Genomic DNA, 24,994 nt, shown 5'->3' on the forward strand with positions numbered 1-24,994 from the left:
CCCCAAACCCCTCGGCCCGTCCTACTCCCAGCCGACCGCAAGGTCGGCTTTTTCTTTGCCAAGAGGTGGCGGAGAGTTCAGCCTGGTCGGCATGGAGCCCGGGTAGCGGGCGCTTCTTCCCACATTGACCTTCCTCCCACATCGTCTAGGTTCTGCCTCGACGCAGCCGCAAAAGAGCCGCTATAATAAAAATCGTTGGGAGAGAAGCTGTATGATCCTGACACTGGCGCTGCTTGCGGGCCTTGTTCTGGCCTGGTTGCTGATCGGCGTGGTAGAGAAATTCCGCCTCGGCCTGCGCTTCAGCCAGGCGCTGCTTTATGTCCCGTTCAAGCTCGCCTACCGGATCGCCGACAACCGCATCAGGATCGCCCGCAAGGCGCAGGTTCCGGTCATCTATGTGATCTCGCATCAATCGCGCTTCGAGCCCGCGCTGATGCTGTCGCTGTTGCCGGATGACACGCTGCACATACTCGACGAGATCTCTGCGCGCTCGCCTTGGCTTGAGCCATGGCGCGAGCTTGGCCGCACCATCGCCTTCAATGCCGAGCATGTCTTCGTCAGCCGGCGGCTGGTGCGGGTACTGAAGGGCAAGGGACGCCTTGCCGTCTACCTGCCGGATGCGGTCGAGCCTGACGTCAAGACGTTTCGGCTGTTTCGTGCCGTCACCCGTATCGCCATGCAGGCCGACGCCCGCATCGTGCCGATCTTTGTCTCCGGTACGCGCAGCCTGCCTGTGTCGCTGACGCCGGCCAGCAAGGCGCCGCGGCACTGGTTCCCACGGCTCTCAATCAGCACGCTGGAGCCGATGACCATCGCCGAGCTGGTGGCGCGCAACCCCGACCAGGCTTCGAACACCAACGCGCTGTTCGACCGCGTCGCCGAGGCGCGGCTTTTTGGCACGGACTTCGATCGTGGCCTGTTCCTGGTCATGCGCGATGCCGCGACCCGCGTCGGCGCCTCGCATCCGATCATCGAGGATGTCATCTCCGGCGCGTTGAGCTATCGCCGGATGTTCATCGGCGCGCGCGTGCTGGGCAGGCGCTTCGAGGCGGTGACGGCGCCAGGCGAAGCGATGGGCGTGATGCTGCCCAACGCCAATGGCGTCGTGCTGTCGTTGGTCGGCCTTCTCTCGGCCGGCAGGGTGGCGGCGATGATCAACTACACCGCCGGGCCGGCGAGCGTCACGGCTGCCGTGCGCACAGCCGTCATCCGTACCGTTATCTCTTCACGCGCCTTCGTCGAGAAGGCGGATCTTGCCGATATTGTCGCTGCGGTCGAAAAGGGCGGCGCCAGGCTGCTGTGGCTGGAAGATCTGCGCGGCAGCGTTAGCGCGCTCGACAAGCTCGCCGCCGCCTTGTTGTGGCGCGTGCCGCTACAGCGGCAGGATGCGGCCAAGCCGGGGGTAATCCTGTTCACCTCGGGTTCTGAAGGTACGCCCAAGGCGGTGGTTCTGTCGCAAAGGAACCTGCTCGCCAATGCAATGCAGGCCGAGGCACGCGTTACCATTTCGCCGGCGGACATCCTACTCAACGTGCTGCCGGTGTTCCATTCTTTCGGCCTGACGGGTGGCACCATCCTGCCGCTGGTCACCGGCGTAAAGCTGTTCCTCTACCCCTCGCCTCTGCACTACAAGATCATCCCCGAGATCGCGCGCAAGGTGAAGCCGACGATCATGTTCGGCACCGACACGTTCCTCGCCAACTATGCACGCACGGCCAAGGACGGCGATTTCTCCAGCCTGCGCTTCGTCGTCGCCGGCGCCGAGGCGGTCAAGCCGGAAACCCGCCGTGTCTATCGCGAGCGCTTCCAGGCCGAGATCATCGAGGGCTTCGGGCTGACCGAAGCCGCGCCGGTGGTTGCCGTCAACACAGCGATCCATGGCCGGGATGGTACCGTCGGGCGGCTCTTGCCGGCCATGCGCATGAAGCTGGAGCCGGTCGAAGGCATTTCGGACGCCGGTCAATTGTGGCTCGACGGACCCAATCTGATGATGGGCTACATGACCGCGGACCGCCCCGGCGAGTTGCAGCAGCTGACTGGCTGGCACGACACCGGTGACATCGTCGCCGTCGACCGTGAGGGGTTCATCACCATTCGAGGCCGTGCCAAGCGCTTCGCCAAGATCGCCGGAGAGATGGTGTCGCTGGGCGCCGTCGAAATGCTGGTGCAGTCGCTGTGGCCGGAAGAGCGCCATGCGGCGGTGGCGGTGCCGGACAAGAGGCGCGGCGAGCGCATCGTGCTGGTCACCACCGCCGACGATGCCAATCCGGAAGAGCTGCGTCAGTTCGGCAAGAAGGCCGGGGCAGCCGAATTGATGGTGCCGAACGATATCATCAAGGTGGAAGAAATCCCGGTGCTCGGTTCCGGCAAGACCGACTATGTCTCGACCAGAAAGCTGGCGATTGACAGGCTGGGGCTCGGGATCGCGGCCTGAATCAGATCAACAACTTCGGCGTAGCCCTTAACCTATGTCCGAAGGCGGCACCTTCTCGCCCTCGAGCTTGGCACGCTTGGAATAGGCGCGCACGGAAAACGGCAGGAAGATCAGATAGCCCGCGACCGAGGCTGTCAGCGTGTACCAGGGATAGGTCATCAGCAAGAGAATGTAGAGCACGACTGCCAGGATCACCGGCAGCACGCGGTCGCCGGGAATCTTGACGCTTTTGCCGGAATAGACGGGCAAACGGCTGACCAGAAGAAAGGCCACCAGAATGGTGAACGCTGTGGCGATGAAGGCGGCCGGGCGGCTGGGCTCCAGCCCGAGCCGCAGGAAATAGAGATAGAGCGGCAGCATCACCAGCACCGCGCCCGCCGGCGCCGGCACGCCGACGAAATACTCCGATTGCCAAAGCGGACGTTCGGACTTCTCGTCGTCCAGCACGTTGAAGCGGGCAAGCCTGAGCCCGCAGGCGATGGCGAACAAAAGCGCCGCGATCCAGCCCGGCGAGCCGGCGCGGTCGAGCAGGAAGGCATAAAGCACCAGGGCCGGCGCAACACCGAAATTGACGATGTCGGCCAGCGAGTCCATCTGCGCGCCGAACTTGGACGTCGCCTTCAGCATGCGCGCCAGTCGCCCATCGATGCCGTCGAGGAAGGCGGCCAGCAGCACCATGACCACCGCGGTTTCAAAACGGTTTTCGAAGGCGAAACGGATGCCGGACAGGCCGGCGCAGATAGCAAGCACGGTGACCAGATTGGGCAGCACCATGCGCATCGGGATCTCGCGAATGCGCGGGCCGCCGCTGGCATGAGCCTCGAATTTCTTGAACGGCGCGCCCACCGCTTACGAAATCCTGACCAAAGGCGTGCCGGTGACACCGCCGAATTCGGCCAGCACGGTTTCGCCACCGACCGCCGTCTGGCCAACGGCAACGCGCGGCGTGGCGGTCAGGGGCAGGAACACATCGACGCGCGAGCCGAAGCGGATCAGGCCGAAACGCTCGCCGATGGCGATCGAGCCACCGGCCTCGACCCAGCAGACGATGCGCCGCGCCACAAGGCCCGCGATCTGGACAGCGGCCACCGTGCCGTTGGGGCTCTCGATGACGAGACCGTTGCGCTCGTTCTCGGTGCTGGCCTTGTCCAGTTCGGCGTTGAGGAATTTTCCGGGCCGATGTTCGATCTTGGCAATGCGGCCGCGCACGGGGGCACGGTTCACATGGCAGGAAAAGACGTTCATGAAGACCGAGATGCGGGTCATCTCGACATTGCCGAGGCCAAGCTCGCGCGGCGGCACGGCCGGGCCCACCGCCGAGACGATGCCATCGGCGGGGCTCACCACCAGGCGATCGTCAACCGGTGTGACGCGCTCGGGATCACGGAAGAAGTAGACACACCAGGCAGTCAGGATCAGGCCGATCCAAAACAGGATCGACGAGAAATAGCCGAGGAAAAGGGTCGCCGCGCCGAAGACCGCGATGAAGGGATAGCCTTCGCGATGGATCGGTACGAACGCGTTCTTGACCGTGTCGACAAGGCTCATGGGGTGGGGGCGGTCCCTGTTTCAGGTCCGGCCTCAATAGCGGAAAGCCCCCCTGCCCGCAACGCAACAATGGCGGGAGGATGGGACGGGCCGGATGTGGTGACGAATATGCCGGGCGCGAACCAGATGACTTAGCCCGCCGCAACGTCGAGACAATACCAGCAGTCGTCGGAGACAAAAGCCCTTTGGCTCATCTATCATTGGATGGGGACGCCCGCGCTACACAGCCACCGGGCGCCGACTGTGTTGGACGGCCTCTTACACCTGCGGCACGCGCTGATAATTGGCGATGTCGGCTCGCACCCCGAGCCGGGCGATCGTCTCCTGCGGATTGAAGGCGATGCGCTCATGCGCGGCCTTGACAATCGGCACGACATTGTCGACGTCCGCCTGGCTTTCCCATTCGACGATCGTCACCAGGTTGAATTCGCCCGGCCCCGAAAATTGCTCGAGCACGAAATCCTGCACGAAACCCTGCTGCTGGCGCAGCAATTCGTGGGTTGTCCTGACCTTGACGAGTATCTCCTCGCGGGCGGCGGCGGGGACGACGAACTTGTCGACCCGGAACACGCTGCCGCCGTTTACATTCTGATTTATGTCGTTCATTTCAATTCTTCCGTTCTTGAACCGTGGTGTTTGCGGGCTCCAGGAACGGCGTACAATCTCAACTTAAGTTGAGGTCAAGCGCAAAAAATCAATTTACCTCCGATGTCCGCCGGCGAACGATGACGCCGAACTCGTCGCCTTCGCGGGCGCGGCGCAGCCGCTCTTCGGCTTCCGTCGCCTCGCGCTGGCGGTCCCACATGGAGGCGTAGAGGCCGTGCTTTCGCATCAGTTCGACATGGGTGCCGCGCTCGGCGATCTGGCCGTCCTTCAGCACGATGATCTCGTCGGCGGAAATCACCGTCGACAGCCGGTGGGCGATCACGATGGTGGTGCGCCCCTTGCTGACGAGGTCGAGCGCGGCCTGGATCTCCTGCTCGGTGTGGCTGTCAAGTGCCGAGGTCGCTTCGTCGAGCATCAGGATCGGCGGCGCCTTCAGGATGGTGCGGGCAATCGCGACGCGCTGCTTCTCGCCACCGGAGAGCTTCAGCCCGCGCTCGCCGACCATCGACTTGTAGCCGTCCGGCAGCTTCTCGATAAACGGCCCGATCTGCGCGAGTTCGGCGGCCTTGCGCACTTCCTCCTCGCTTGCACCAACGCGGCCATAGCGGATGTTGTAGGCGATGGTGTCGTTAAACAGCACTGTGTCCTGCGGCACCATGCCGAGCACCGCGCGCAGGCTGTCCTGCGTCACATCCCGGATGTCCTGGCCGTCGATAAGCACCTGGCCACCCTGCACGTCGTAGAATCGGAACAGCAGCCGCGAGATGGTCGATTTGCCGGCGCCAGACGGTCCGACAATGGCGACTGTCTTGCCCGCCGGAACTTCGAAGCTGACGCCCTTCAGGATCTTGCGGTTCGGATCGTAGGAGAAATGCACGTCGCGGAACTCGACCTTGCCGGCACCGACGGCCAGCGGCTTGGCATCGGGCTTGTCGACAATCTCCTGCGGCACGTCGAGCAGGTCGAACATGTGCTCGATATCGGTAAGGCCCTGGCGGATCTCGCGGTAGATGAAGCCGATGAAATTGAGCGGCACCGAAAGCTGCACCAGCATGGCGTTGATGAACACGAAATCGCCCACGGTCTGGGTGTGGGCCTGCACCTCCAGCGCCGACATGCACATGACGACCACCGTGCCGAGGCCGAAGATGAAGCCCTGGCCGAAGTTCAGCCAGCCGAGCGAGGTCCAGGTCTTGGTGGCGGCGATCTCATAGCGCGCCATGGAGCGATCGAAGCGCTCGGCCTCCATTCGCTCGTTGGTGAAGTACTTCACCGTCTCGAAATTGAGCAGCGAGTCGATCGCCTTGGTATTGGCGTCGGTGTCGCTGTCGTTCATGTCGCGGCGGATCGAGATGCGCCAGTCGCTCGCCTTCACCGTGAACCAGACATAGACCCAGACGGTCACCGCCACCACGGCCACATATTTCCAGCCATAGGTGAAACCGAATATGCCGGCGGTCAGCGCGAATTCGAGGATGGTCGGGGCGGTGTTGAGCATGATGAAACGCACGATTGTTTCGATGCCCTTGGTGCCGCGCTCGATGATGCGCGACAGACCGCCAGTGCGGCGCTCCAAGTGGAAGCGAAGCGACAGCTGATGCATGTGGACGAAGGTGCGAAAGGCAAGCTGACGCACCGCATGCTGGCCGACCCGGGCAAACAGCGCATCGCGCAACTGGTTGAAGCCGAGTTGAACCAGCCTCAGCACGTTGTAGGCGATGACCAGCATCACCGGGGCGAGCAGGAACGACGGCAGCGGCGGTGGCGTTTTGAAGCCGCCCGCCAGCGCATCGGTTGCCCATTTGAAGAAATAGGGGCCGGCGACCAATGTCACCTTGGCAACGACAAGCAGCAGCGTCGCCCAAGTCACCCGTGCCCTGAGATCGGCACGGTCGGCCGGCCACATATAGGGCCAGAGGTTACGTAGCGTCGTGAGAGTTGAGGTGTCGGCGGAGACGGTTTTTTCGGCCACTTTTCTTGCCCTTGGGTGAGAGGATCAGCGGCCGGAGCAGCAGGAATTGACGAGTGCGCTCAGCGATGCCGAAACATCGGCAAGCGCTGCTTGGTCGACCTTATAGCGGGAGCGCTGACGATCCGGCTCGAACCGGACCAGGCCGGCCTCGACCAGTATCTTGAGATGCTGGGACACGGTCGACTGCGCCAGATCGAAACGGTCAACGACCTCGCGGCAGCAGCAGGAATTGCTGGCCGAGAGGTGCTTCAGTATCTCGATACGCGCCGGATGCGACAGTGCAGCGAACCGCGCCGCGACAGCCCTGCTATCGGGGATGCAGTTGGGCAGAGCGCCTGCGCGGTCTGGTTCAAGGACGGATTCTGTCATCGTTCATCGGCGATAGACGATGAACGATGACAGGGCAAGCTAGACCGATGGGTAGATCGCCTGAATTGCCGACCTTTTTCCTACTGCGTCTTCGCCGGCGCCGTCGTCGCCTGCTCACCTATCGCCTTGAGGTCGGCGGCTTCGCCTTCCTTGGACTTTCCCGGGACCTTGAACACCTGACCGGGCCAGATGCGGTCAGGATTCCTGATCTGATCCTGGTTGGCGAGGTAGATGGTGGAGTAGCGCATGCCATAGCCGTAGACGCGCCGCGAAATCCGCCACAATGTGTCATGGCGGCGAATAATGACGGCGCCGCCGGCATGTTCGAGTTTGGGCGCCACGGTTTCGGGCACGTCGCTTGGCGGCGTTGCGGCCGCGACAACGGCCAGAGCTTCAGTGGCAGGTGCGGCCGGCTTTGCTTCGGCCGGTTTTGCCTCCGCGGGCTTGGTATCCGGGGCCACGGCGGCGACCGCCTCGCCCGGCTCTCGCTCGAACGGCACGGCGGCACGGGCCACGACCTTCACCCCGTCGGCATCGAGGCCGTCGACATGGATGGTATAGCTGCCGACCGGAACGTCCCGTGTAGCTTCGACAAGGAAATGCCCGTCGGGCGATGTCTGTGCATCACCGAGCAGGATGTCGTTGGCATAGGCGCGGACCTTGCGGCCCGGATCGGCAAGGCCGGCGACAAAGATCTTTTTGCCGTCGATCTCGACCGCCTCGACGACGATCTTGGGTTCACCCACGGATACGGCGGCCTGAGCTGCCGGTGCCGGCGCGGTTGCAGCCGGCGATTCGGTGGCTGGGGCGGCCGCTCCTGCGACAGCCTGGTTGCCGGCAGTCTGTGCTTCCGGTTTCTTTTCGGGCGCGGGAACTGTGAGCAGTTCGGCCGGCTTGCCCGGCTCCTCGACCATGGCCAGAACCTGGCCGGAGGCAGTCGCGGGAACCGAGACGACAGCGGTTTGCGCCGAGGTCGTCACGATACTGCCGGTCGTCGAACGCAGTGCAATTGTATAGTCGCCGGGCTTCAACGGATCGTCGAGCACGATGACAAAGGCGCCATCGGGACCCGCCACCGCCGAACCGAGCACCGGCGCGCCGTTGAGGATCTCGACCTTCGAGCTGGGCGCCGCATTGCCGGCGACGACGATCGAGCCATTGGCCTCGACACGCACGACATCGAAAGTCGGCGTGACCGGACCGGCCGTTGCGGGCGCTGCCGCACCGGTTGTGGGGGCGGCCGGAGCGGTCGTTGCCTGCGCCGGCAGGCGCGCTTCCGTGCCCGCGTCCGTAGGTTTCGGTGCCGCTGGCGGTGTCAATGCCGCGACTTCCGGCGGTTTACGATGAAGATAAGGGTCGAGTGCGCCCGACACATAGGCTGTTCCCACGGCCGCGACGGTCCCACCCGCCGCGAACAAGAACGCCTTTAATGGATTGATTGCCATGTATTTCGCTACCCCTTAGCCACCTAATGCCGGTCTAGCGTGTTTTGCCACGACCGACAAGAAAAAGCCCGCCCTTGTTGGCCCTTGGGGCTTGACCGCGCTTTCAGACCCAATCACCAATCATCGGTATGAACACGATTCGATCCGTCTGCGTCTATTGCGGCTCGTCTCCGGGCCGCGATGAAACTTACGCCAAGGCCGGCCACCTGCTCGGGCGCTCGCTCGCGCGCTCCGGCCTCAGGCTGATCTATGGCGGCGGCACCAAGGGTATCATGGGCGCCGTCGCCGAAGGCGCGCTCAAGGCCGGCGGCAAGGTGACGGGCATCATTCCCCGCTTCCTGATCAACAGGGAAGCAACCGAAACCGCGCTCGACCGGCTCGACGAACTATTGATCACCGACAACATGCACGAGCGCAAACATAGAATGTTCGAGAAATCCGACGCCTTTGTGGCGTTGCCAGGCGGCATCGGCACGGTCGAGGAGATCGTCGAGATCATGACCTGGGCGCAACTCGGCCATCACCGCAAACCGATCGTGTTCGGCAATGTCGGCGGATTCTGGGATCCGATGCTGACACTGCTTGATCACATGACCGCAGAGGGTTTCATCCACACCGCGCAACGGGTCAAGCCGCTGGTCGTCAACGACCCCGAGGCCATCGTCGCCGCCATCATGGTGGCCGGCTCCTCCGTCGACGCACCAACCGAGGGCGTACAGTCGGTGATCGACAAAATGTGAGGTTAGGGAATTGGGAATAGGCAGTAAGGCAGTAGGGAAAGACTGCCCTACTGCCACCGCATTGCTGCGCGTCGACACACTGTGATCGACTGTCAAGAAACCGTCACACGGAAACGGGTCCGCGCGTGCTAGAAATCGCGGTGAGGTAGCCGCCACGCGGCGCCACGTCCGAAACTTGCATCTGGCACTATGCCCATGGATACCGCCCTCGCCCCGGAAGGCGCCGACCTGTCGCCCTACCTGCCCGACGAGCACGGGCTGTTCTTCATCTATCATTTCACCGCGGAAGGCGTGCGGAGCAAGGATGCCGCCACCGCGCACTGGACTTGGCGCAGCTATCAGATCACCGATCTGCATGCACGCCAGGAGATCGGCGCGGAGAAGGCTCTGCCGGCCCCAGCGCGCGATGCTTTCCTGGCGCCAAGCCACGGCTGTCACATCGACTATGAGGATGGCTGGCTCTATGGCGATTTGCCGGACCTCAAGCACGACTTTTCGGAAGCGCGCGGGCTCGTCCATTTCCGCTTCGCCTTCAACGACACGATGTTGATAGGCGCCCGCAAGCAGCCGCTGGAGTCGGTCGACGCGGTTCGCAAGGCGGTGGAAAATGGATCACGCAAATTCCGCTCGCCGTCGGACCTGATCGAGGCCGTCATGGGCCAGTCGCTCGACGGCATGGCGAGCGAACTCGGCAAGCTCGGCGATACGCTGGACGGCATCGAGGACCGCGTCGTGCGCGATGCATGGCACAATGAGCGTCAAGCGCTGGTCGAGGCGCGCCGGCAGTTGGTGGTCATCCACCGCCAGATGGCGACGCTCACAAACCTGTTCCGTCACCTCGACCATGCGCATCGCGACGAGCTGCCCGACCCCATAAACGACATGGCCGCAAGGCTCTCGCACCGGGCGCAGACCCTCTTCCACGACGGCGAGCAGCTGCAGGCGCGCACGAGGCTGCTGCAGGACGAACTGATGGCGAAACTGACGATGCAGTCGAACCAGCTGCTCTACGTTCTTTCGGTGCTGACGGCGGTGCTGCTGCCGATGACCATCATCTCGGGCCTCTTCGGCATGAATGTCGGCGGGCTGCCGCTGGTCGATACGCCAATGGGCTTCTGGATTGTGACGGCAGTGTCGGTGGCCATCGCGGCGGCCACCTATCTTTTTGTCAGGCGCCTTGGCCGGGGACTGTAGCGGCAGCTTGGCAACTTCTGGCGCCGAAGCACGAAGGTCCTCCGCATTGAAACTTTCTATCGAGCCGCCCTGCGCGCGCTGGTCAACATCGACCAGGAATAGATCGCGAGTGCCGTCCAGATCAGGACAAAGGCGACGGCCTGCGTGGTGCCGAACGGCTCGTTGAAGACCAGCACGGCGATCAGGAACACCATGGTCGGCGCGATATACTGCATGATGCCGATGGTGGAGAGCCGCAAAAGCTTGGCGCCGAACGCAAACAGAAGCAGCGGCACCGAGGTGACTGGACCGCAGCCGATCAGCAACGCCGTATCGGTGCCGTTGCTGGATAGGATGTGATCTTGTCCGGTCGCGATCAGGTAAACGATATAGCCGAGAGCCGGCACGGACAGCAGAAGTACTTCGAGCAGAAAGCCCTGGCTCGGCCCGATCGGCAGCGTCTTGCGGAAGAAGCCGTAGGCGGCGAAGGAAAACGCCAATGCCAGCGACACCCAGGGCAACTTGCCGCCTTCGATTGTCAGCACCGCGACCGCAACCGCCGCAAGCACCACAGCCGCGATCTGCAAACGGTCGAGCCGCTCGCCCAGCAGCAGCGCGCCGACGACGACGCTGACCAGCGGATTGATGTAATAGCCGAGCGCGGTCTCGACGGTACGGTCGACGGCGATCGCCCAGACATAGATGCCCCAGTTGACCGAGATCAGCGCCGCCGTCAGCGCCGCCATGGCGATGGTGCGGGGCGAACGAATTGCCACCTTGAAGTCCGCCGTGCGGCCGGCCCAGACCAGAACCGCCGCAGCGATCGGCACGGACCAGACGACGCGATGCGCGATCACCTCGGCAAGCGGCAGATGCGCCACCGCCTTCATGTAGAAAGGCAGCAATCCCCAGAGCAGATAGGCACCCAGCGCCAGCAGGAAGCCGCGGCGGGCTTTTGAATCTGCGTCCAGAGCAATCGTTTCAGTCGCCATGGGCCAACGCTATGACCCAGTAACCCTGGCAAGACCATCGCAAAGTTCTGATGGATCAATGGACTTTCGCTGATGGTTCAAACTTACTCGGCCGCAACAAGTCCCGCCATCTCGCGATTCTTCATCAGCTTGTAGACGATCGAATCCATCAGCGCCTGGAAGGACGCATCGATGATATTTTCCGACACACCGACCGTCCACCAGCGGGCGCCGGAGGAATCATGCGATTCGACGAGCACGCGGGTGATGGCCTCGGTGCCTCCATTGAGGATACGCACCTTGAAGTCGGCAAGCTCCAGATCGACGATCTCGTTCTGGTACTTGCCGAGATCCTTGCGCAGCGCGATGTCGAGCGCGTTGACCGGGCCATGTCCCTCGGCCACCGACATTTTCTCCTCGCCGTCGACCAGCACTTTCACGATCGCCTCGGACACCGTCTTCAACTGGCCATTGGCGTCGAAGCGACGCTCGACCATGCAGCGAAATGAGGTGACGTTGAAGAATTCGGGCAGGCCGTGCAGCATCTTGCGCGCCAGGAGCTCGAAGGACGCATCGGCGCCCTCGTAGGCATAGCCTTCGGCCTCGCGCTCCTTGACGACCGCGATCAGCGCGTCGAGCCGGTGGTCGTCCTTCGGCACATCGATGCCGCGCCGCTTCAATTCGGCGAGGAAATTGGCCTTGCCGCCCTGGTCCGAGACCATGACGCGGCGGCGGTTGCCGACGGCTTGCGGCTCTACATGCTCATAGGTCGCCGGCTCCTTGGCCAGCGCGGAGGCATGAATGCCGGCCTTGGTGGCGAAGGCCGAGGCGCCGACATAGGGCGCCTGCGCTTCCGGCGCGCGGTTCAGCAATTCGTCGAAGGCGCGGGAAAGCCTCGAAATGCCACTCAGAGCCTCGGCCGAAATGCCGGTCTCGAAGCGGTCGGCGAAAGCCGGCTTGAGCGCCAGCGTTGGCACGATGGAGATCAGATTGGCATTGCCGCAGCGCTCGCCGATGCCGTTCAGCGTGCCCTGGATCTGGCGCACGCCCGCTTCGACCGCAGCCAGCGAATTCGCCACGGCCTGGCCGGTGTCGTCATGGGCATGGATGCCGAGATGGCCGCCCGGTATGCCTGCCGCGATGACCTTGTCGACGATGCCGCGCACTTCCGAGGACTGCGTGCCGCCATTGGTGTCGCACAATACCACCCAGCGTGCGCCGGCGTCATACGCCGTCCTTGCGCAGGCCAGCGCATAGTCCGGATTGGCCTTGAAGCCGTCGAAGAAATGCTCGCAGTCGACCATCGCTTCCTTGCCCGAAGCGACAGCGGCATCGACCGAAGCCTTGATGGCGTCGAGATTCTCCTCGTTCGTACAGCCAAGCGCGACGCGAACGTGATAATCCCAACTCTTGGCAACGAAGCAGATGGCGTCCGATTTCGACTGGACAAGCGCGGCAAGGCCCGGGTCGTTGGACGCCGACACCCCTGCCCGCTTGGTCATGCCGAAGGCGACGAATTTGGCCGTCGCCGTGCGCTTCTGCTGAAAGAATGCGGTGTCGGTCGGATTGGCGCCGGGATAACCGCCCTCGACATAGTCCATGCCGAATTCGTCAAGCAGTTTTGCGATCGCGATCTTGTCCTCGACCGAAAAGTCGATGCCCGGCGTCTGCTGGCCATCGCGCAGTGTGGTGTCGAAAAGGAACAATCTTTGCTTTTTCATGGCAGTAGCTCGAAAAGTCGCGATCCTTCGCGCCCCCCTCTGTCCTGCCGGACATCTCCCCCACTTGGGGGGAGATCAGACTGCACTTCGACTTTCGCCAATCTCCAGCGTTGCAGGAGAAGCGGCAGGGCCGAAGCTGCTGATCTCCCTCCTTGTGGGGGAGATGTCCGGCAGGACAGAAGGGGGCGCCATAGGACATGAACCTGCACGGTTATTTCCCCGCAAACCGATCCGTGGCCCGGATCAACTGGTCGAGTATCCCCGGCTCCGAATAGGCGTGGCCGGCGCCCTCGACGAGTTGGAAATCCGCCTTGGGCCAGGCCTTGTGCAGCGCCCAGGCGTAGCGCGCCGGGCACGGCATGTCGTAGCGGCCATGGACAATTGTACCGGGGATGTCCTTGAGCTTGTGCGCGTCGCGCAGGAGCTGCCCCTCTTCCAGCCAGCCGGCATGGACGAAATAGTGGTTCTCGATACGGGCGAAGGCAACGGCGTAGTCGTCCTGCCCGAACGGACCGCTGGTTTCGGGCTCCGGCAGCAGCGTGATCGTCTCGCCTTCCCACAGGCTCCAAGCGCGAGCGGCCTCTATCTGTGCCTTGCGGTCCGAACCGACCAGCCTTTTGCGGTAGGCCGCCATCATGTCGCCGCGCTCGGCCTCGGGGATCGGTGCCAGGAAGCGCTCCCACTTGTCGGGAAACATCTCGGAGACGCCGAACTGATAGTACCATTCGAGTTCTGCCCGGGTCAGCGTGTAGATGCCGCGCACCACCAGCTCGCTGACCCGATCGGGGTGGGTCTCGGCATAGGCGAGCGCCAGCGTCGAGCCCCAGGAGCCACCGAACACCAGCCATTTGTCGAAGCCGGCCATGTGGCGCAGGCGTTCGATGTCGGCGACGAGATGCCAGGTGGTGTTGGCTTCAAGCGAGGCGTTCGGCGTCGATTTTCCGCAGCCGCGCTGGTCAAACAGGATGACGTCGTAGAGCTTTGGATCGAACAGCCGCCGATGTTTCGGCGAGATGGTGCCGCCCGGGCCGCCATGCAGGAACACAGCGGGCTTTGCGCCCCTGGTGCCGCAGCGCTCCCAATAGATGGTGTGGCCGTCACCGACATCGAGCATGCCTGACTCGAATGGCTCGATCTCGGGATAGAGCGTGCGCAGAGAACCGGTGGCAATTGTCATAGTTTCAGGCCCTGCTGCGGCCAGTTGGCCGTTTCGTGATCGGGGTGCTGGAAGGAGATGATCTGCTCCTGCCGTGCGTAATAGTCGGGATCGTCGTGGACCGGCGCCTCGAAGATTTTTTCCACCCAGGGAAGCCGGGCCGCATAGTTGACCTGAATCTGCGGCGCCAAATCCGATCGGTCGTCGAAAGCGCCGATGGCAATCTCGAGCCCGCCGGGCTGGCGGTAGGTCAGCGGCGTGCCGCAGCGGGCGCAGAATCCTCGGTCGATATTGACCGAGGACTGGAAATAATGCGGCTCCTCATGGGTCCATTCGACGCCGTCCTTCGGCACGGTCACCAGCGCACCGAAGAAATTGCCGAACTGTTTCTGGCACATGCGGCAATGGCAGATGGACGGGCGTCCGAGCCTGCCGTGGATGCGGAAGCGCACGGCCCCGCATTGGCAACCACCAGTTCGAACGGTCTCGGTCATGGTCTTTCCTCCGGCGGCCATTGGTCGGTGTCGTGGTCGGGATGCTGGTAGGAGACGAGCTCGGCGAGATAGGGGGCCGACCCCACGTCAGCCATCGTGTCCTCGCCCGGCAATTGCGGAATAGAATCCACATAAGGCAACTTTGCCTCCGTGCCCCATTGGATGATCGGCGCGATATCAGCCGGATCGTCGAAGGCGGCGATGGCGAGCGCCATGCCGTCGGGCGCCTCGAAGGTCAGCGGCGTGCCGCATTCGCCGCAGAAGCCGCGCCAGACGGCGTTGGAGGAGCGGAAGCGCTTGGGCTCACCGCGTGTCCAGTCGACCTTGGCGCCGCGCACCGAGACCAGCGGCAGGTAGAAATTGCCGCTCGCCTTCTGGCACATGCGGCAGTGGCAGATCGAGGCGTCGCCAAGCGCGCCCTCGACGCAGAAGCGCACCGCACCGCACTGGCAGCCGCCCGTATAGACCGGCCGGTTGTCGAGGCTCATCGCATCTCACTCCGGATCATGGCAGACCGCCTCGACATTGTTGCCGTCAGGATCGAAGACGAAGGCGCCATAGTAATTGGGATGATAGTGCGAACGCAGGCCCGGCGCGCCATTGTCCTTGCCGCCGGCGGCAACCGCCGCGGCATGAAAGGCGTTGACTTCGGCACGGCTGCGCGCGGTGAAGGCGACGTGCTGCGTGGACTTTGGCTTTTCCGTTCCGGCACTCAGCCAGAACACCGGCCGGTCGCGGCCATAGCCGCCGACCTTGGCGCCACCCGTGTATTCCAACGGCACCATATAGAGCAGAGAGGCGCCAAGCGGCGCCATTGCCTTGTCGTAGAAAGCCTTCGAAGCGTCGAAATCGGCAACGGTGATGCTGAGATGATCGATCATGGAAATGCCTCCTCCCTTGCTGGTGCCGGCGCTTCGGCGTTGCCCAGGCCTGCGGCGATGACGATGTGCTGGCAGACATTGTCGATATTGCGGATGACGTCGTCGTTCCAGAAACGCAGGATGGTCCAGCCGCTGCGCTTCAGGTAGGTGGACCGCGCCTCATCGCGTTCCGCGTGGTCGACATTTGCATGCTGGCTGCCATCGACCTCGACGATCAAGCACTTTGCTGAACAAGCGAAATCAACAATGTAAGGCCCGATGGGCACCTGCCGACGAAAGCTCAATCCCATCAGCCGATGAGCGCGCAACTCGTTCCAAAGCTTCAGCTCGGCGTCGGTCATGACGTGACGCATGGATTTTGCGTTCTTGCGGTGGCGCGTCGGGACAAGGTCGTGTCCCATCAATCACCCCTACACTGGCGATTAGCGAAAGCCGAAATTACAGCCGATCTCCCCCCTTGCGGGGGAGATGCCCGGCAGGGCAGAGGGGGGTGCTGCCCCGCTATCCTGTCAACTGGAGGACGGCTTGCTTCCAGCGAATAGTCATCACCAAAGTGGGCAAACCGAAGCGTCGGCGATCCTTCCCACCCCCCTCTGTCCTGCCGGACATCTCCCCCGCAAGGGGGGAGATTGGCTGGCATCGGCGCTTTCGCCAACTGCCTGGGCATCGCCCCCCTCACCGCTTGACCTCCCATGTCGTCACGCGTTCGCCGGTGGCCGGATCCTTGCCGTCCTTCAGCTGGACACCTTGCGCTAAAAGGTCGTCGCGGATGCGGTCGGCTTCGGCCCAGTTCTTGGCGGCAATCAATTCCAGGCGCCTGGCGATCGCCTTGTTGACTGCAGCCTCGTCGACCTTGGCTGCGCCGACGTCGAAGCCGAGGAAGAGAAGGGCTGCCTTCAGCGAAGCAGCGGCGGGGTTCTCACCCTTGCCGTCGAATTCGGCGGCCTCGTTCGCAAGCAGGGTCAAATGCTGGAAGGCGGCATAGGTGGCCAGATCATCCGAGAGTGCTTCCACGACCTTTGTCGGCAAATCGCCGGCCGCCGGGGCCAGGTCTGCCGCACGTTTCCATTTACGCAAAGTATTCTCCGCCTCTTCCAGCTTGCGCACGGAGAAATCGATCGGCTCGCGGTAATGCGTCATCAGCATCGCCAGCCGCAGAACCTCGCCCGGCCATGAGCGACCGCCAAAGGTCTCGGTCTCAAGCAATTCATGAATCGAGTAGAAATTGCCGAGGCTCTTCGACATCTTCTGCCCTTCCACCTGCAGGAAGCCATTGTGCATCCAGATGTTGGCCATGACATCGGTGCCATGGGCGCAGCGCGACTGGGCGATCTCGTTCTCATGATGGGGAAAGATCAGATCGAGGCCGCCGCCATGGATGTCGAAGACCTCGCCGAGATAGGCGGCCGACATTGCCGAGCATTCGATGTGCCAGCCCGGCCGCCCCCTGCCCCACGGGCTTTCCCAGCCCGGCTCTTCCTGGGTCGACAGTTTCCACAGCACGAAATCGCCGGGGTTCTTCTTGTGCGCGTCGACGGCGATGCGGGCGCCGGCCTGCTGCTCGTCGAGATTGCGCTTCGACAATTGCCCATAGTCCGGCATCGACGCCGTGTCGAACAGCACTTCGCCTGCCGCGACATAGGCATGGCCGCGTTTGATCAGGCTTTGAATCAAGGTGATCATGTCTGCCTTGCCGTCAGCGCGGGGCTCGACGAATTCGGTGGCGCGCGGTTCGACTGTCGGCTCCAGGCAGCCGAGCGTGGCGACATCCCTGTGGAACTGGTCGGCGGTCTTTTCGGTCACCCGGCGGATGGCTTCGTTGAGCGACAATTTTCCGGCTGCAATCTCGCCGCCGAAATCGCGCAGCGCACGCGCGTTGATCTTGTCGTCGACGTCGGTGATGTTGCGCACATAGGTGACATGCGCCTGCCCGTAAACATGGCGCAGCAGACGGAACAGCACGTCGAAGACGATGACCGGCCTGGCATTGCCGATATGAGCGAAATCGTAGACGGTCGGGCCGCAGACATACATGCGCACATTCAGCGCATCGATCGGAACGAAGTCCGTCTTCGTGCGCGTCAGCGTGTTGTAGAGGCGCAGGCCCTTAAATGCGTCCGACATTCCATGCTTTCCCGGTTCAGAACTTCTTGTCTGGCTGGAGCCAGCCCCGCGCCAAGGCGCAAATCAGGCTCCAGCCTGCTGGCCGGGGCGTTTGTCCAATCTAGGGAAAGATGAGGCGAAAACGTCCGGACCAGCACGAGGCTAGCCAATAATGCAAATGCCACAAATGGCGAAAGACGTTTTCATGGGCGGCTTTATCGCCTTGACCAGTGTTGCCGTCAAGCCGCTGATGCCAGGAAAAACGTCGCCAAGACTGACTATCGCGTCGCTCGATCACGCGGAATCAGGCAGTGAAACATTTTATTAAACCTGTCGGCACAGTCATGAAACATTCCCCGGCTAGATCACCAAGCGTCACGATTTGGTCGGATTTCAACGGTCAAACGCAAACACGAAAACGTTACCTGGGAAGAGAAACATGCCTCGAAGCAAGCAAGACGCCAACCGCGCCAAGCAACCAGCACTTGCCAATCACTATCGCGCAATCGGTCCGGCCGCGATCGTCGCCGCCCTTCTTCACACCGCGAAGAAGAAGAAGCCCGCGCAGAAGATCGTATCGCCTCGCGCTGCCTGAAGCGGTGCGGCCGGCGCAAAAGGCGCCTGGGAATTGGCGCCGGAATACGGGCGCCACGGCTGAGCTTCAAGCAGCTTGGGCTAAAATAGCGTCATCTGACTGTCATCAGCGCCGGGCTTCTGGCGCCTAGCCTTCTCGGGCACCGGCCCGATCTCGCCCCTCACCTGTATCTCCGGTCCGGTGTTGGCGACCTTGTTGACGAGGTCGGAGACGGGAATTGCCTCGAAGAAATCTGGCTGAACCGGCCGCAAGAGATCGGTAACGTCGCGCGGCTCCTGCGTGCGACAATCCAGCCAGCGGGCAAAGTCAGAGATATCGATCACCACCGGCATCCGGTCATGGATATGGGCGATGTCGGCATTGGCGTTGACGGTCAGGATCGCGCCGGTGTCCATCTCCGAACCACCGGGCTCGGCATAGGTTTCGATCAAACCGGCAAAGGCGACCAACCCGCCATGCCGGGGCCGTATCCAGTAAGGCTGCCCCTTCTTGCCGCCTGTTTGCCGCCATTCATAAAAGCCGGACGCCGGCACCAAGGCGCGGCGGTGGCGCATGGCGGCCTTGAACGAGGCCTTCTCGATTGCCCCTTCCGAGCGCGCGTTGAACAGCAGCGGAAACTCCCTGGTGTCCTTGACCCAGGCGGGAATGAGCCCCCAGCGCACCAGCATCGGGCGGCGGTCCGGCAAGTTGGAGCCCGGCGCCCTCGGCGCGCCGGCGGTCGCCATCAGGACCGGCTGAGTCGGCGCGATGTTGTAGCGCACCGGAAAATCCTCGAGCTCCGTCATGCCCAGAAAGGCAGCGGTCTGGTCCGGCGTCGCAGTCAAGGCAAAACGTCCGCACATGATCGATAGCTCCTGCCTTGGAACGGTTCAGCCAGAAAGTGGCGATGGAATAGCCGCACTGCAACCGCTAAAGCTGTCTCATGGCGGCCGTCCACAGCGGGCTGCGGGCAATCGAACGGTCAGGGGCCATGAACGATACACGAAAGACGCTGCCGGCAGTCTCGGTCGCCGTGGTGCGCAACGACACCGTGCTGCTGGTGAAGCGGGCAAGGCAGCCTTCCCAGGGGCTGTATGCCTTTCCGGGCGGCAAGGTCGAGGCTGGCGAGACACTGGAGGATGCGGCTCGGCGCGAACTCATGGAGGAGACTGGTTTGCATGCCGCTGGTTTTCGCCCGCTTCGGGAAATCCATATCGACGGCAGAGACGACAGGCACCCGGTCGACTATCGCCTCACCGTCTTCGGCGCCGCCTATGCCGGCGGCGAGGCAGTGGCTAGTGACGATGCCGAGACAGCCGCCTTCTACACCCTCCGCGAGATGGCGGCGCTGCCGCTCGCCGGTTCGGTGCTTATGGTCGCGCAGGAGTTGCTCGGCCGTTCCGACAGCTCCTCTGAAAGTCGCTGAAAACCTCAAGAGTTGTTCTGGAAACGCCTTGCAGGCGACAAATTGTTTAGTCACATAGATTTATGAGCCGCTCTCCATTTCTCGTCGCTTTGTGCCTCGCCGTCGGCATGACACTGGCGGCGCGGCCTGCGTCGAGTGCCGAGGCGCCGTTCGAGCCCGGATTGATGCGGCTGGCCGAAATCCTGGGATCACTGCATTTCCTGCGCAATTTGTGCGGCGAGAAGGGCGACCAATGGCGTGTCGAGATGCAGAAGCTGATCGATTCGGAGAACCCGGATGCCGAGCGGCGCGCCCGCTTCATCGCCAGCTTCAACCGCGGCTATCGCTCCTTCGGGGGCACTTATACACGGTGTACAACGTCAGCCACGGAAGCCATCAGCCGCTACATGAAAGAAGGCGAGACGCTGTCGCGCGACATCGCCTCGCGCTATGGCAACTAGTGACACCGGCAGGAAGACCTGGAACGCATTCAATCTGGAATTGCGTGAAGCAAAGGTATCGGTTCTGCGGCTGCTGCTTGAGTCGATAAGGCAGTCTGGACGTCCATCAACAGATATTCTCGCCGCTGCGGGCGACGACAGCCATATCCGTCTTGTGCCATCAATGTCTTGGTGCAATCCTGATGTTGCACTTGTGCAACAGCGTTAATTAAACGTTACCGCACGGATGCGGAATTAACTCAAACTGAAGGTTTTCGCCCCGCAGGCCGGCCTAATCGGCTAAGTTTGATACGGGTTGAAACGCAGCTTCGCCAGACACAGTTGGCCCCTGTCAAAGACGATCAAAAAAATGTCGTATTTACAGAGACTTATTCGAGGCCGCGTGTGAACAGAACAGATCAAGCCTGATCCACACTGATGGGTTGCCGCTTGAAAGGGTGGACATCGCTTATGGAACATGCTGCCAATGACATTGACGCGCTGGTCAGGGAAGAAAAGCGCCTGACGGCGGTTGAGAGCCACAGCGAAGCCTGGGCGGAAGGCCTTTCGGCCGGCATCGAGCCCGAGATCATTGCCGAGGCGGCGCTTGAGACCGCATTCGGTGAGATGCTGCGCGCCAACGGCGAGACATCGGCGCTTGCCCTGCTCGACCGCGTGCGTGAAAAGGTCATTGCTGGCGCCTTCGAACCCGAGCGGCTGCGGCACTGAACCGACGTCCGGTTCTTTGACGATGGAGTTCCGTTCGGGCACCATGCCCGTGAGCAGGAGATGCGGGCAGTGAATTTTCCGGTGTCAGGCAGGCCGAAGGGCTTGGTCCTCCACATCCGCTTTGCTGCTTGCTGCGCCGCCATCCCCCTGTTGATGTGCCTCGCAAGCAGCCCTGCCCATGCATTGAGCGAAATCCAGCACGAGGAGCTCCCCTCGCCGGTCATACCATCGGCGGACGACGATGTCTCACCGCCCGGCAGTGCCATTCCAATGCCCGACCCGGTGGGAACGCCTTCGACCAGGCAGCCGGCCGAACCGGACGCGGCAGAGCCCGACAGCCCTGCCGACAGCGGCTCCAACAGGCCGCGTGTCGATCCCGAGGCGCCCCCGCCGGAGGTGGTCTACGACCTCGGCAAGCTGCCCGAGCCGGTACGGCGCATGCATGACTTGATCATCGAAGCCTGCAAGAGCGGCGACATCGAGACGCTGAGGCCCATGATCGGCAAGGGCGACAGCATGACCCAGCTCTCGCTGACCGACATCGATGGCGATGCCGTCGCCTTCCTGAAAGGGCTCTCGGGCGACCCGGATGGCCAGGAGATCCTGGCCATTCTGGAGGAAGTGCTCAGTGCCGGTTATGTCCATGTCGACGCCGGGACGCCGCAGGAACTCTATGTCTGGCCCTACTTCTTCGCGCTGCCGCTGGACAAGCTCGACGCCAAGCAACGGGTCGAGCTGTTCAAGATCGTCACCGCCGGTGATTTCGACGACATGAAGCAGTTCGGCGCCTATATCTTCTATCGGGTCGGCATCACGCCCGCCGGACAATGGTCCTTCTTCGTCGCTGGGGACTGAGTTTGACCCCGTCTGTTTGTGGGAAGATTGGTGCGAAGTTCAGGAGCCAGTTCGCTCATACAGGCCGTGGGCGCTATTGTTTGAGTGGGCCGGCAGGTTCTTTCGGTGATGGCGGAATCTTGGCCGGCAGTTAAAAAAGGATGCCGTGACCGAATTCGTTGGCGAGATTCTGGATAAGCAGCTTTTCGCGCGCCGTAAGCCGGGTTTGATCGACAAAGCGCCAATTGCGCTCGTACAACGCAAATGCTTCCTCGGCAGGGATCGGGCGTGCAGGATCCCGGCTCCACAAGAGCGCTTGCAGCTCTGGGAACCCGGCCGGATCGATCATAGGCGTGATATGTGCGATCACAATGTCCCTGATATAGTGCAGAACGCTTAAAAATCAGAGACGTGACGCAGCGCCGACGGTTGACCTAAACCGGCAGCGCCTCGGAAAACTCCACCGCCCTGCCTTGGCCGGGCGTAGCGATTTCGCCTTCCCACATGACGCGTCGGCCGCGAATGACGGTGCCGACGGGCCAACCGGTGACTTGCTTGCCGTCATAAGGCGTCCAGCCGGCCTTCGAACCGGCCTGCGCATTGGTGATGGTCTCGCGCCGCTTCATGTCCACGATGGTGAAGTCGGCATCGTAGCCGGCGGCGATGCGCCCCTTTCCGGCCATGCCGAAGATTCGCTGCGGACCATGGCTCGAGAGATCGACGAAGCGCTGCAGGGTCAGGCGCCCAGCATTGACGTGGTCGAGCATGATCGGCACCAGGGTCTGCACGCCGGTCATCCCCGAGGGCGAGGCCGGATAGGGTTTTGCCTTCTCGGCAAGCGTATGCGGGGCGTGGTCGGAGCCGAGCACGTCGACAATGCCTTGTGCGATTCCGTGCCAGACACCGTCGCGGTGGCGCGCGGCACGTACCGGCGGGTTCATCTGGATCAGCGTGCCGAGCCGGGTATAGTCGTCGGCACTCAGCGTCAAATGGTGCGGCGTCGCCTCGCAGGTCGCGACGTCCTTGTGCTGCTCAAGGAACAATATTTCCTCCGCGGTCGAGATATGCAGGACGTGGATGCGGGCTCGAACGTTGCGCGCGATGCGCACCAGCCGTTCGGTGCAGCGCAAGGCGGCGATCTCGTCGCGCCAGACCGGATGCGAAGACGGGTCGCCCTCGATGCGTAAGCCCAGCCGCTCACGCAGCCGGAACTCGTCCTCCGAATGAAAGGCGGCCCGGCGGCGGGTATTCCTCAGGATCGAGGCGACACCTTCGTCGTCCTCGACCAGCAGATCGCCGGTGGACGACCCCATGAAGACCTTTATTCCGGCCGCGCCCGGCAACCGCTCGAGCTCGCCGACATCCCTGGCGTTGTCGCGGGTGCCGCCGACCCAAAACGCAAAATCGCAATGCATGCGGCCACTGCCGCGCCGGACCTTGTCGGCAAGCGTTGTATCGCTGGTGGTCAACGGGTTGGTGTTGGGCATTTCGAACACGGCGGTGACACCGCCAAGCACCGCCGCGCGTGAGCCCGTTTCCAGGTCCTCCTTGTGCTCCAGTCCGGGTTCACGAAAATGCACCTGGCTGTCGATGACGCCCGGCAGGATGTGCAGGCCCCGGCAGTCGATGGTCTCGCCCGCCGAAGCCTGGCGGAGATCGCCGATGGCGGCGATGCGCCCATTCTTCACGCCGATGTCACGTGCCCCCTCGCCGTCATGGTTGACCACGATGCCGCCTGTCAGGATGAGGTCGTAGGTATTGGCCATGCTGATCGATCTCTTGCGGGGGGAGTGCCAGCGGCTTACGTAATGGCCAACCGTTTTGCAAGATCAGGCTTATATCCGCACCATGCCCTTTGCCCTGCTGAAAGACCGCGCGCTCATCACCGTCTCCGGCCCGGATGCCGAACACTTTCTGCAAAATATCCTGACCACCGATCTCGACACGCTTGGCAACGGCGAAGCTAAGCCCGGCGCGCTTCTGGCGCCGCAAGGCAAGATCCTGTTCGACTTCCTGATCTCGCGCGCCGGCGAAAACGCCTTCCGGCTCGAATGCCGTGCCGCCATTTCAGATGATTTCGTTCGCCGGCTGATACTCTACAAGCTCCGCGCCAAGGTCGAAATTGCCAAGCTGGAACAGGCGCTTGTCACTCTTGTCTGGGGAATGGAGTCAATCGCTTCACAAAATGATTCAACAGCAGTTGCCGACAGGCGCTTTCGCGATGAACCCGTCACGCGCTCCTATGCCGACGCTGCGGAAACCGGCGACATCGCCGCATGGCAAGCCTTTCGCACCGCCCACGGCATTGCCGAAAGCGGCGCCGATTATGTGTTGGGCGAGGCCTTCCCGCATGACGTGCTGCTCGACGAACTGGGCGGCGTCGGCTTCAAGAAGGGCTGCTATATAGGCCAGGAAGTCGTCTCGCGCATGCAACATCGCGGCACGGCCAGGCGGCGTGTGCTGATTGTCGAGGGCAGGCTTCTGCTGCCAGTTGCGGGCACCGAACTGACCGTCGAAGGACGGCCCGTCGGCACGCTCGGCTCGAGTGCCGGCACAACGGGGCTTGCCATCGCCCGCATCGACAGGGTCAAGGCAGCGATGGATGTTGGCCAGCCGATCCTGGCGGATGATGTCCCAGTGACGCTGACCATCCCCGGCTGGGCCAACTTCACCTTCCCGCAGGAAGCCGTCAGCGCGGAGGAAGCCTGATGGCGGCAGACCGCACCGGCGCGCCGCCACGCGCCTGGCAGCGCATGCTGTCCGGCCGCCGGCTCGACCTGCTCGACCCCTCGCCGCTCGACATAGAGATTTCGGATATTGCCCACGGGCTCGCCCGTGTCGCCCGCTGGAATGGCCAGACCAGGGGGGAGCATGCCTTTTCGGTCGCCCAGCATTCGCTGTTGGTCGAGGCCCTGTTCAACGAGCTGGTACCCCAGGCTTCGGCCGCCGACCGGCTGGCGGCGCTGCTGCACGATGCGCCTGAATATGTCATCGGTGACATGATCTCACCGTTCAAATCGGTGATGGGCGGCAGCTACAAGGACTGCGAATTGCGTCTGCAGCGCGCCATCCATCTGCGCTTCTCGCTGCCTCCTGAACCGGCGGCGGCGCTGCGCAAGGAGATCAAGCGCGCGGACCAGATCGCCGCCTATTTCGAGGCGACACTGCTCGCTGGTTTCTCCTCCGCCGAGGCGGCCGAATTCTTCGGTCGCCCGCGCGGTTTTTCCGCCGAGCGCTTCGATTTCACGCCGCGCTCGGTGACCTCGGCGCAGAATGCCTTCCTGAAGCGGTTTTCGGCGCTCGATAGATCGCGGCACCAGGTTCCGACGTCAGCGGTAGGGTAGAAAACGCTAAATTAACCGGAACGGACAACAGTGCGGAGTTCGATCACGCACCGCA

Annotated in this window: 28 protein-coding genes; 11 read left to right on the plus strand and 17 right to left on the minus strand. The window is 62.8% G+C overall.

What is annotated here, in order from left to right; genetic code table 11:
* Window positions 1-211 precede the first annotated feature (211 nt).
* Window positions 212-2,434: an AMP-binding protein gene (locus FJ548_RS26020; RefSeq protein ID WP_140779382.1), complete on the plus strand. Its 2,223-nt coding sequence runs from the start codon at window positions 212-214 to the stop codon at window positions 2,432-2,434.
* Window positions 2,435-2,461: 27 nt separating this feature from the next.
* Here FJ548_RS26020 and pssA read toward each other — a convergent pair whose 3' ends face one another.
* The 6 genes from pssA to FJ548_RS26050 all read right to left on the minus strand — a co-directional run bounded on the left by pssA (window position 2,462) and on the right by FJ548_RS26050 (window position 8,374).
* Window positions 2,462-3,208: a CDP-diacylglycerol--serine O-phosphatidyltransferase gene (gene pssA / locus FJ548_RS26025; protein WP_246678772.1), complete on the minus strand. Its 747-nt coding sequence runs from the start codon at window positions 3,206-3,208 to the stop codon at window positions 2,462-2,464.
* A gap of 75 nt (window positions 3,209-3,283) precedes the next feature.
* Window positions 3,284-3,982, minus strand: coding sequence for a phosphatidylserine decarboxylase (locus tag FJ548_RS26030; RefSeq protein ID WP_140779384.1), 699 nt, complete (start codon window positions 3,980-3,982; stop codon window positions 3,284-3,286).
* A gap of 258 nt (window positions 3,983-4,240) precedes the next feature.
* Window positions 4,241-4,588: an antibiotic biosynthesis monooxygenase gene (locus tag FJ548_RS26035; protein ID WP_140779385.1), complete on the minus strand. Its 348-nt coding sequence runs from the start codon at window positions 4,586-4,588 to the stop codon at window positions 4,241-4,243.
* A gap of 88 nt (window positions 4,589-4,676) precedes the next feature.
* Entirely contained in the window at window positions 4,677-6,560 is a 1,884-nt protein-coding gene (locus FJ548_RS26040; RefSeq protein ID WP_140613397.1) for an ABC transporter ATP-binding protein/permease, read from the minus strand.
* Window positions 6,561-6,584: 24 nt separating this feature from the next.
* Complete coding sequence (locus tag FJ548_RS26045; RefSeq protein WP_140613398.1) at window positions 6,585-6,929, minus strand: metalloregulator ArsR/SmtB family transcription factor; 345 nt, start codon at window positions 6,927-6,929, stop codon at window positions 6,585-6,587.
* Between the two features lie 80 nt (window positions 6,930-7,009).
* A complete protein-coding gene (locus tag FJ548_RS26050; RefSeq protein ID WP_140779386.1) occupies window positions 7,010-8,374 on the minus strand; it encodes a LysM peptidoglycan-binding domain-containing protein in 1,365 nt (454 codons plus the stop codon).
* Window positions 8,375-8,502: 128 nt separating this feature from the next.
* On the opposite strand from FJ548_RS26050, the gene FJ548_RS26055 reads away from it, so the two are divergent.
* Window positions 8,503-9,114 (plus strand): TIGR00730 family Rossman fold protein, encoded by a 612-nt coding sequence (locus tag FJ548_RS26055; RefSeq protein WP_140613400.1) that lies wholly within the window; start codon window positions 8,503-8,505, stop codon window positions 9,112-9,114.
* A 195-nt stretch (window positions 9,115-9,309) separates the two neighbouring features.
* Window positions 9,310-10,308 (plus strand): transporter, encoded by a 999-nt coding sequence (locus tag FJ548_RS26060; protein ID WP_181168912.1) that lies wholly within the window; start codon window positions 9,310-9,312, stop codon window positions 10,306-10,308.
* A gap of 56 nt (window positions 10,309-10,364) precedes the next feature.
* Here the strand turns inward: FJ548_RS26060 and rarD are convergent, their stop codons facing one another.
* From rarD to cysS, 8 genes are all read right to left on the minus strand, one after another.
* Window positions 10,365-11,279 (minus strand): EamA family transporter RarD, encoded by a 915-nt coding sequence (gene rarD / locus FJ548_RS26065; protein WP_140779388.1) that lies wholly within the window; start codon window positions 11,277-11,279, stop codon window positions 10,365-10,367.
* 83 nt (window positions 11,280-11,362) lie between these two features.
* Complete coding sequence (cimA, locus tag FJ548_RS26070; RefSeq protein ID WP_140779389.1) at window positions 11,363-12,979, minus strand: citramalate synthase; 1,617 nt, start codon at window positions 12,977-12,979, stop codon at window positions 11,363-11,365.
* 211 nt (window positions 12,980-13,190) lie between these two features.
* Complete coding sequence (pip, locus tag FJ548_RS26080; protein WP_140779390.1) at window positions 13,191-14,156, minus strand: prolyl aminopeptidase; 966 nt, start codon at window positions 14,154-14,156, stop codon at window positions 13,191-13,193.
* Window positions 14,153-14,629, minus strand: a complete 477-nt coding sequence (locus FJ548_RS26085; RefSeq protein ID WP_140779391.1) for a GFA family protein — start codon at window positions 14,627-14,629, stop codon at window positions 14,153-14,155. The genes pip and FJ548_RS26085 overlap by 4 nt, the downstream gene beginning before the upstream one ends.
* The gene (locus tag FJ548_RS26090; RefSeq protein WP_140612829.1) at window positions 14,626-15,117 is read right to left on the minus strand and encodes a GFA family protein; all 492 of its coding nucleotides are present in this window, start codon (window positions 15,115-15,117) and stop codon (window positions 14,626-14,628) included. The genes FJ548_RS26085 and FJ548_RS26090 overlap by 4 nt, the downstream gene beginning before the upstream one ends.
* A 6-nt stretch (window positions 15,118-15,123) precedes the next feature.
* Window positions 15,124-15,510 (minus strand): VOC family protein, encoded by a 387-nt coding sequence (locus FJ548_RS26095; RefSeq protein WP_140779392.1) that lies wholly within the window; start codon window positions 15,508-15,510, stop codon window positions 15,124-15,126.
* On the minus strand, window positions 15,507-15,911 hold the full coding sequence (locus FJ548_RS26100; protein WP_140779393.1) for an endonuclease domain-containing protein: 405 nt from the start codon (window positions 15,909-15,911) through the stop codon (window positions 15,507-15,509). The genes FJ548_RS26095 and FJ548_RS26100 overlap by 4 nt, the downstream gene beginning before the upstream one ends.
* A gap of 274 nt (window positions 15,912-16,185) precedes the next feature.
* Window positions 16,186-17,634 (minus strand): cysteine--tRNA ligase, encoded by a 1,449-nt coding sequence (cysS, locus tag FJ548_RS26105; protein WP_140779394.1) that lies wholly within the window; start codon window positions 17,632-17,634, stop codon window positions 16,186-16,188.
* Between the two features lie 166 nt (window positions 17,635-17,800).
* Between cysS and FJ548_RS30050 the strand changes: the two genes are divergently transcribed.
* Together FJ548_RS30050 and FJ548_RS26110 are read left to right on the plus strand one after the other, a co-directional pair.
* Complete coding sequence (locus FJ548_RS30050) at window positions 17,801-17,941, plus strand: hypothetical protein (RefSeq protein ID WP_181165741.1); 141 nt, start codon at window positions 17,801-17,803, stop codon at window positions 17,939-17,941.
* Window positions 17,942-18,052: 111 nt separating this feature from the next.
* On the plus strand, window positions 18,053-18,208 hold the full coding sequence (locus FJ548_RS26110; RefSeq protein WP_140612825.1) for a hypothetical protein: 156 nt from the start codon (window positions 18,053-18,055) through the stop codon (window positions 18,206-18,208).
* 80 nt (window positions 18,209-18,288) lie between these two features.
* Here FJ548_RS26110 and FJ548_RS26115 read toward each other — a convergent pair whose 3' ends face one another.
* The gene (locus FJ548_RS26115) at window positions 18,289-19,050 is read right to left on the minus strand and encodes an SOS response-associated peptidase (RefSeq protein ID WP_140612824.1); all 762 of its coding nucleotides are present in this window, start codon (window positions 19,048-19,050) and stop codon (window positions 18,289-18,291) included.
* A gap of 128 nt (window positions 19,051-19,178) precedes the next feature.
* Between FJ548_RS26115 and FJ548_RS26120 the strand changes: the two genes are divergently transcribed.
* The 4 genes from FJ548_RS26120 to FJ548_RS26135 all read left to right on the plus strand — a co-directional run bounded on the left by FJ548_RS26120 (window position 19,179) and on the right by FJ548_RS26135 (window position 21,616).
* Complete coding sequence (locus FJ548_RS26120) at window positions 19,179-19,613, plus strand: NUDIX hydrolase (RefSeq protein ID WP_140612823.1); 435 nt, start codon at window positions 19,179-19,181, stop codon at window positions 19,611-19,613.
* Window positions 19,614-19,675: 62 nt separating this feature from the next.
* Complete coding sequence (locus FJ548_RS26125; RefSeq protein ID WP_140612822.1) at window positions 19,676-20,053, plus strand: TIGR02301 family protein; 378 nt, start codon at window positions 19,676-19,678, stop codon at window positions 20,051-20,053.
* Between the two features lie 450 nt (window positions 20,054-20,503).
* Entirely contained in the window at window positions 20,504-20,761 is a 258-nt protein-coding gene (locus FJ548_RS26130; RefSeq protein WP_140612821.1) for a hypothetical protein, read from the plus strand.
* A gap of 69 nt (window positions 20,762-20,830) precedes the next feature.
* Complete coding sequence (locus FJ548_RS26135; RefSeq protein ID WP_181165739.1) at window positions 20,831-21,616, plus strand: hypothetical protein; 786 nt, start codon at window positions 20,831-20,833, stop codon at window positions 21,614-21,616.
* A 130-nt stretch (window positions 21,617-21,746) separates the two neighbouring features.
* Here the strand turns inward: FJ548_RS26135 and FJ548_RS26140 are convergent, their stop codons facing one another.
* The gene (locus tag FJ548_RS26140) at window positions 21,747-21,944 is read right to left on the minus strand and encodes a hypothetical protein (protein ID WP_181165740.1); all 198 of its coding nucleotides are present in this window, start codon (window positions 21,942-21,944) and stop codon (window positions 21,747-21,749) included.
* Between the two features lie 85 nt (window positions 21,945-22,029).
* Window positions 22,030-23,361 carry a dihydroorotase gene (locus FJ548_RS26145; protein ID WP_140612819.1) on the minus strand — a complete coding sequence of 444 codons (1,332 nt, stop codon included), beginning with the start codon at window positions 23,359-23,361 and terminating at the stop codon, window positions 22,030-22,032.
* An 82-nt stretch (window positions 23,362-23,443) separates the two neighbouring features.
* On the opposite strand from FJ548_RS26145, the gene FJ548_RS26150 reads away from it, so the two are divergent.
* Together FJ548_RS26150 and FJ548_RS26155 are read left to right on the plus strand one after the other, a co-directional pair.
* Window positions 23,444-24,304, plus strand: a complete 861-nt coding sequence (locus tag FJ548_RS26150; protein WP_140698171.1) for a folate-binding protein YgfZ — start codon at window positions 23,444-23,446, stop codon at window positions 24,302-24,304.
* A complete protein-coding gene (locus tag FJ548_RS26155) occupies window positions 24,304-24,939 on the plus strand; it encodes an HD family hydrolase (RefSeq protein ID WP_140612818.1) in 636 nt (211 codons plus the stop codon). The genes FJ548_RS26150 and FJ548_RS26155 overlap by 1 nt, the downstream gene beginning before the upstream one ends.
* Window positions 24,940-24,994: the final 55 nt, after the last annotated feature.

This window comes from Mesorhizobium sp. B2-4-17, assembly GCF_006441275.1.
In the GTDB taxonomy this organism is placed as follows: domain Bacteria; phylum Pseudomonadota; class Alphaproteobacteria; order Rhizobiales; family Rhizobiaceae; genus Mesorhizobium.

Excerpts from the sequence above, each read along its gene's own strand:
- pssA (WP_246678772.1), bottom strand. The coding sequence starts at position 3,208 with ATGGTGCTGCCCAATCTGGTCACCGTGCTTGCTATCTGCGCCGGCCTG.
- rarD (WP_140779388.1), bottom strand. The coding sequence starts at position 11,279 with ATGGCGACTGAAACGATTGCTCTGGACGCAGATTCAAAAGCCCGCCGC.
- cysS (WP_140779394.1), bottom strand. The coding sequence starts at position 17,634 with ATGTCGGACGCATTTAAGGGCCTGCGCCTCTACAACACGCTGACGCGC.
- FJ548_RS26030 (WP_140779384.1), bottom strand. The coding sequence starts at position 3,982 with ATGAGCCTTGTCGACACGGTCAAGAACGCGTTCGTACCGATCCATCGC.
- FJ548_RS26050 (WP_140779386.1), bottom strand. The coding sequence starts at position 8,374 with ATGGCAATCAATCCATTAAAGGCGTTCTTGTTCGCGGCGGGTGGGACC.
- FJ548_RS26110 (WP_140612825.1), top strand. The coding sequence starts at position 18,053 with ATGCCTCGAAGCAAGCAAGACGCCAACCGCGCCAAGCAACCAGCACTT.
- FJ548_RS26115 (WP_140612824.1), bottom strand. The coding sequence starts at position 19,050 with ATGTGCGGACGTTTTGCCTTGACTGCGACGCCGGACCAGACCGCTGCC.
- pip (WP_140779390.1), bottom strand. The coding sequence starts at position 14,156 with ATGACAATTGCCACCGGTTCTCTGCGCACGCTCTATCCCGAGATCGAG.
- FJ548_RS26090 (WP_140612829.1), bottom strand. The coding sequence starts at position 15,117 with ATGAGCCTCGACAACCGGCCGGTCTATACGGGCGGCTGCCAGTGCGGT.
- FJ548_RS26100 (WP_140779393.1), bottom strand. The coding sequence starts at position 15,911 with ATGGGACACGACCTTGTCCCGACGCGCCACCGCAAGAACGCAAAATCC.
- FJ548_RS26145 (WP_140612819.1), bottom strand. The coding sequence starts at position 23,361 with ATGGCCAATACCTACGACCTCATCCTGACAGGCGGCATCGTGGTCAAC.
- FJ548_RS26035 (WP_140779385.1), bottom strand. The coding sequence starts at position 4,588 with ATGAACGACATAAATCAGAATGTAAACGGCGGCAGCGTGTTCCGGGTC.
- FJ548_RS26020 (WP_140779382.1), top strand. The coding sequence starts at position 212 with ATGATCCTGACACTGGCGCTGCTTGCGGGCCTTGTTCTGGCCTGGTTG.
- cimA (WP_140779389.1), bottom strand. The coding sequence starts at position 12,979 with ATGAAAAAGCAAAGATTGTTCCTTTTCGACACCACACTGCGCGATGGC.
- FJ548_RS30050 (WP_181165741.1), top strand. The coding sequence starts at position 17,801 with ATGGCGAAAGACGTTTTCATGGGCGGCTTTATCGCCTTGACCAGTGTT.
- FJ548_RS26120 (WP_140612823.1), top strand. The coding sequence starts at position 19,179 with ATGAACGATACACGAAAGACGCTGCCGGCAGTCTCGGTCGCCGTGGTG.
- FJ548_RS26155 (WP_140612818.1), top strand. The coding sequence starts at position 24,304 with ATGGCGGCAGACCGCACCGGCGCGCCGCCACGCGCCTGGCAGCGCATG.
- FJ548_RS26045 (WP_140613398.1), bottom strand. The coding sequence starts at position 6,929 with ATGACAGAATCCGTCCTTGAACCAGACCGCGCAGGCGCTCTGCCCAAC.
- FJ548_RS26085 (WP_140779391.1), bottom strand. The coding sequence starts at position 14,629 with ATGACCGAGACCGTTCGAACTGGTGGTTGCCAATGCGGGGCCGTGCGC.
- FJ548_RS26060 (WP_181168912.1), top strand. The coding sequence starts at position 9,310 with ATGGATACCGCCCTCGCCCCGGAAGGCGCCGACCTGTCGCCCTACCTG.
- FJ548_RS26130 (WP_140612821.1), top strand. The coding sequence starts at position 20,504 with ATGGAACATGCTGCCAATGACATTGACGCGCTGGTCAGGGAAGAAAAG.
- FJ548_RS26140 (WP_181165740.1), bottom strand. The coding sequence starts at position 21,944 with ATGATCGATCCGGCCGGGTTCCCAGAGCTGCAAGCGCTCTTGTGGAGC.
- FJ548_RS26095 (WP_140779392.1), bottom strand. The coding sequence starts at position 15,510 with ATGATCGATCATCTCAGCATCACCGTTGCCGATTTCGACGCTTCGAAG.
- FJ548_RS26055 (WP_140613400.1), top strand. The coding sequence starts at position 8,503 with ATGAACACGATTCGATCCGTCTGCGTCTATTGCGGCTCGTCTCCGGGC.
- FJ548_RS26150 (WP_140698171.1), top strand. The coding sequence starts at position 23,444 with ATGCCCTTTGCCCTGCTGAAAGACCGCGCGCTCATCACCGTCTCCGGC.
- FJ548_RS26125 (WP_140612822.1), top strand. The coding sequence starts at position 19,676 with ATGAGCCGCTCTCCATTTCTCGTCGCTTTGTGCCTCGCCGTCGGCATG.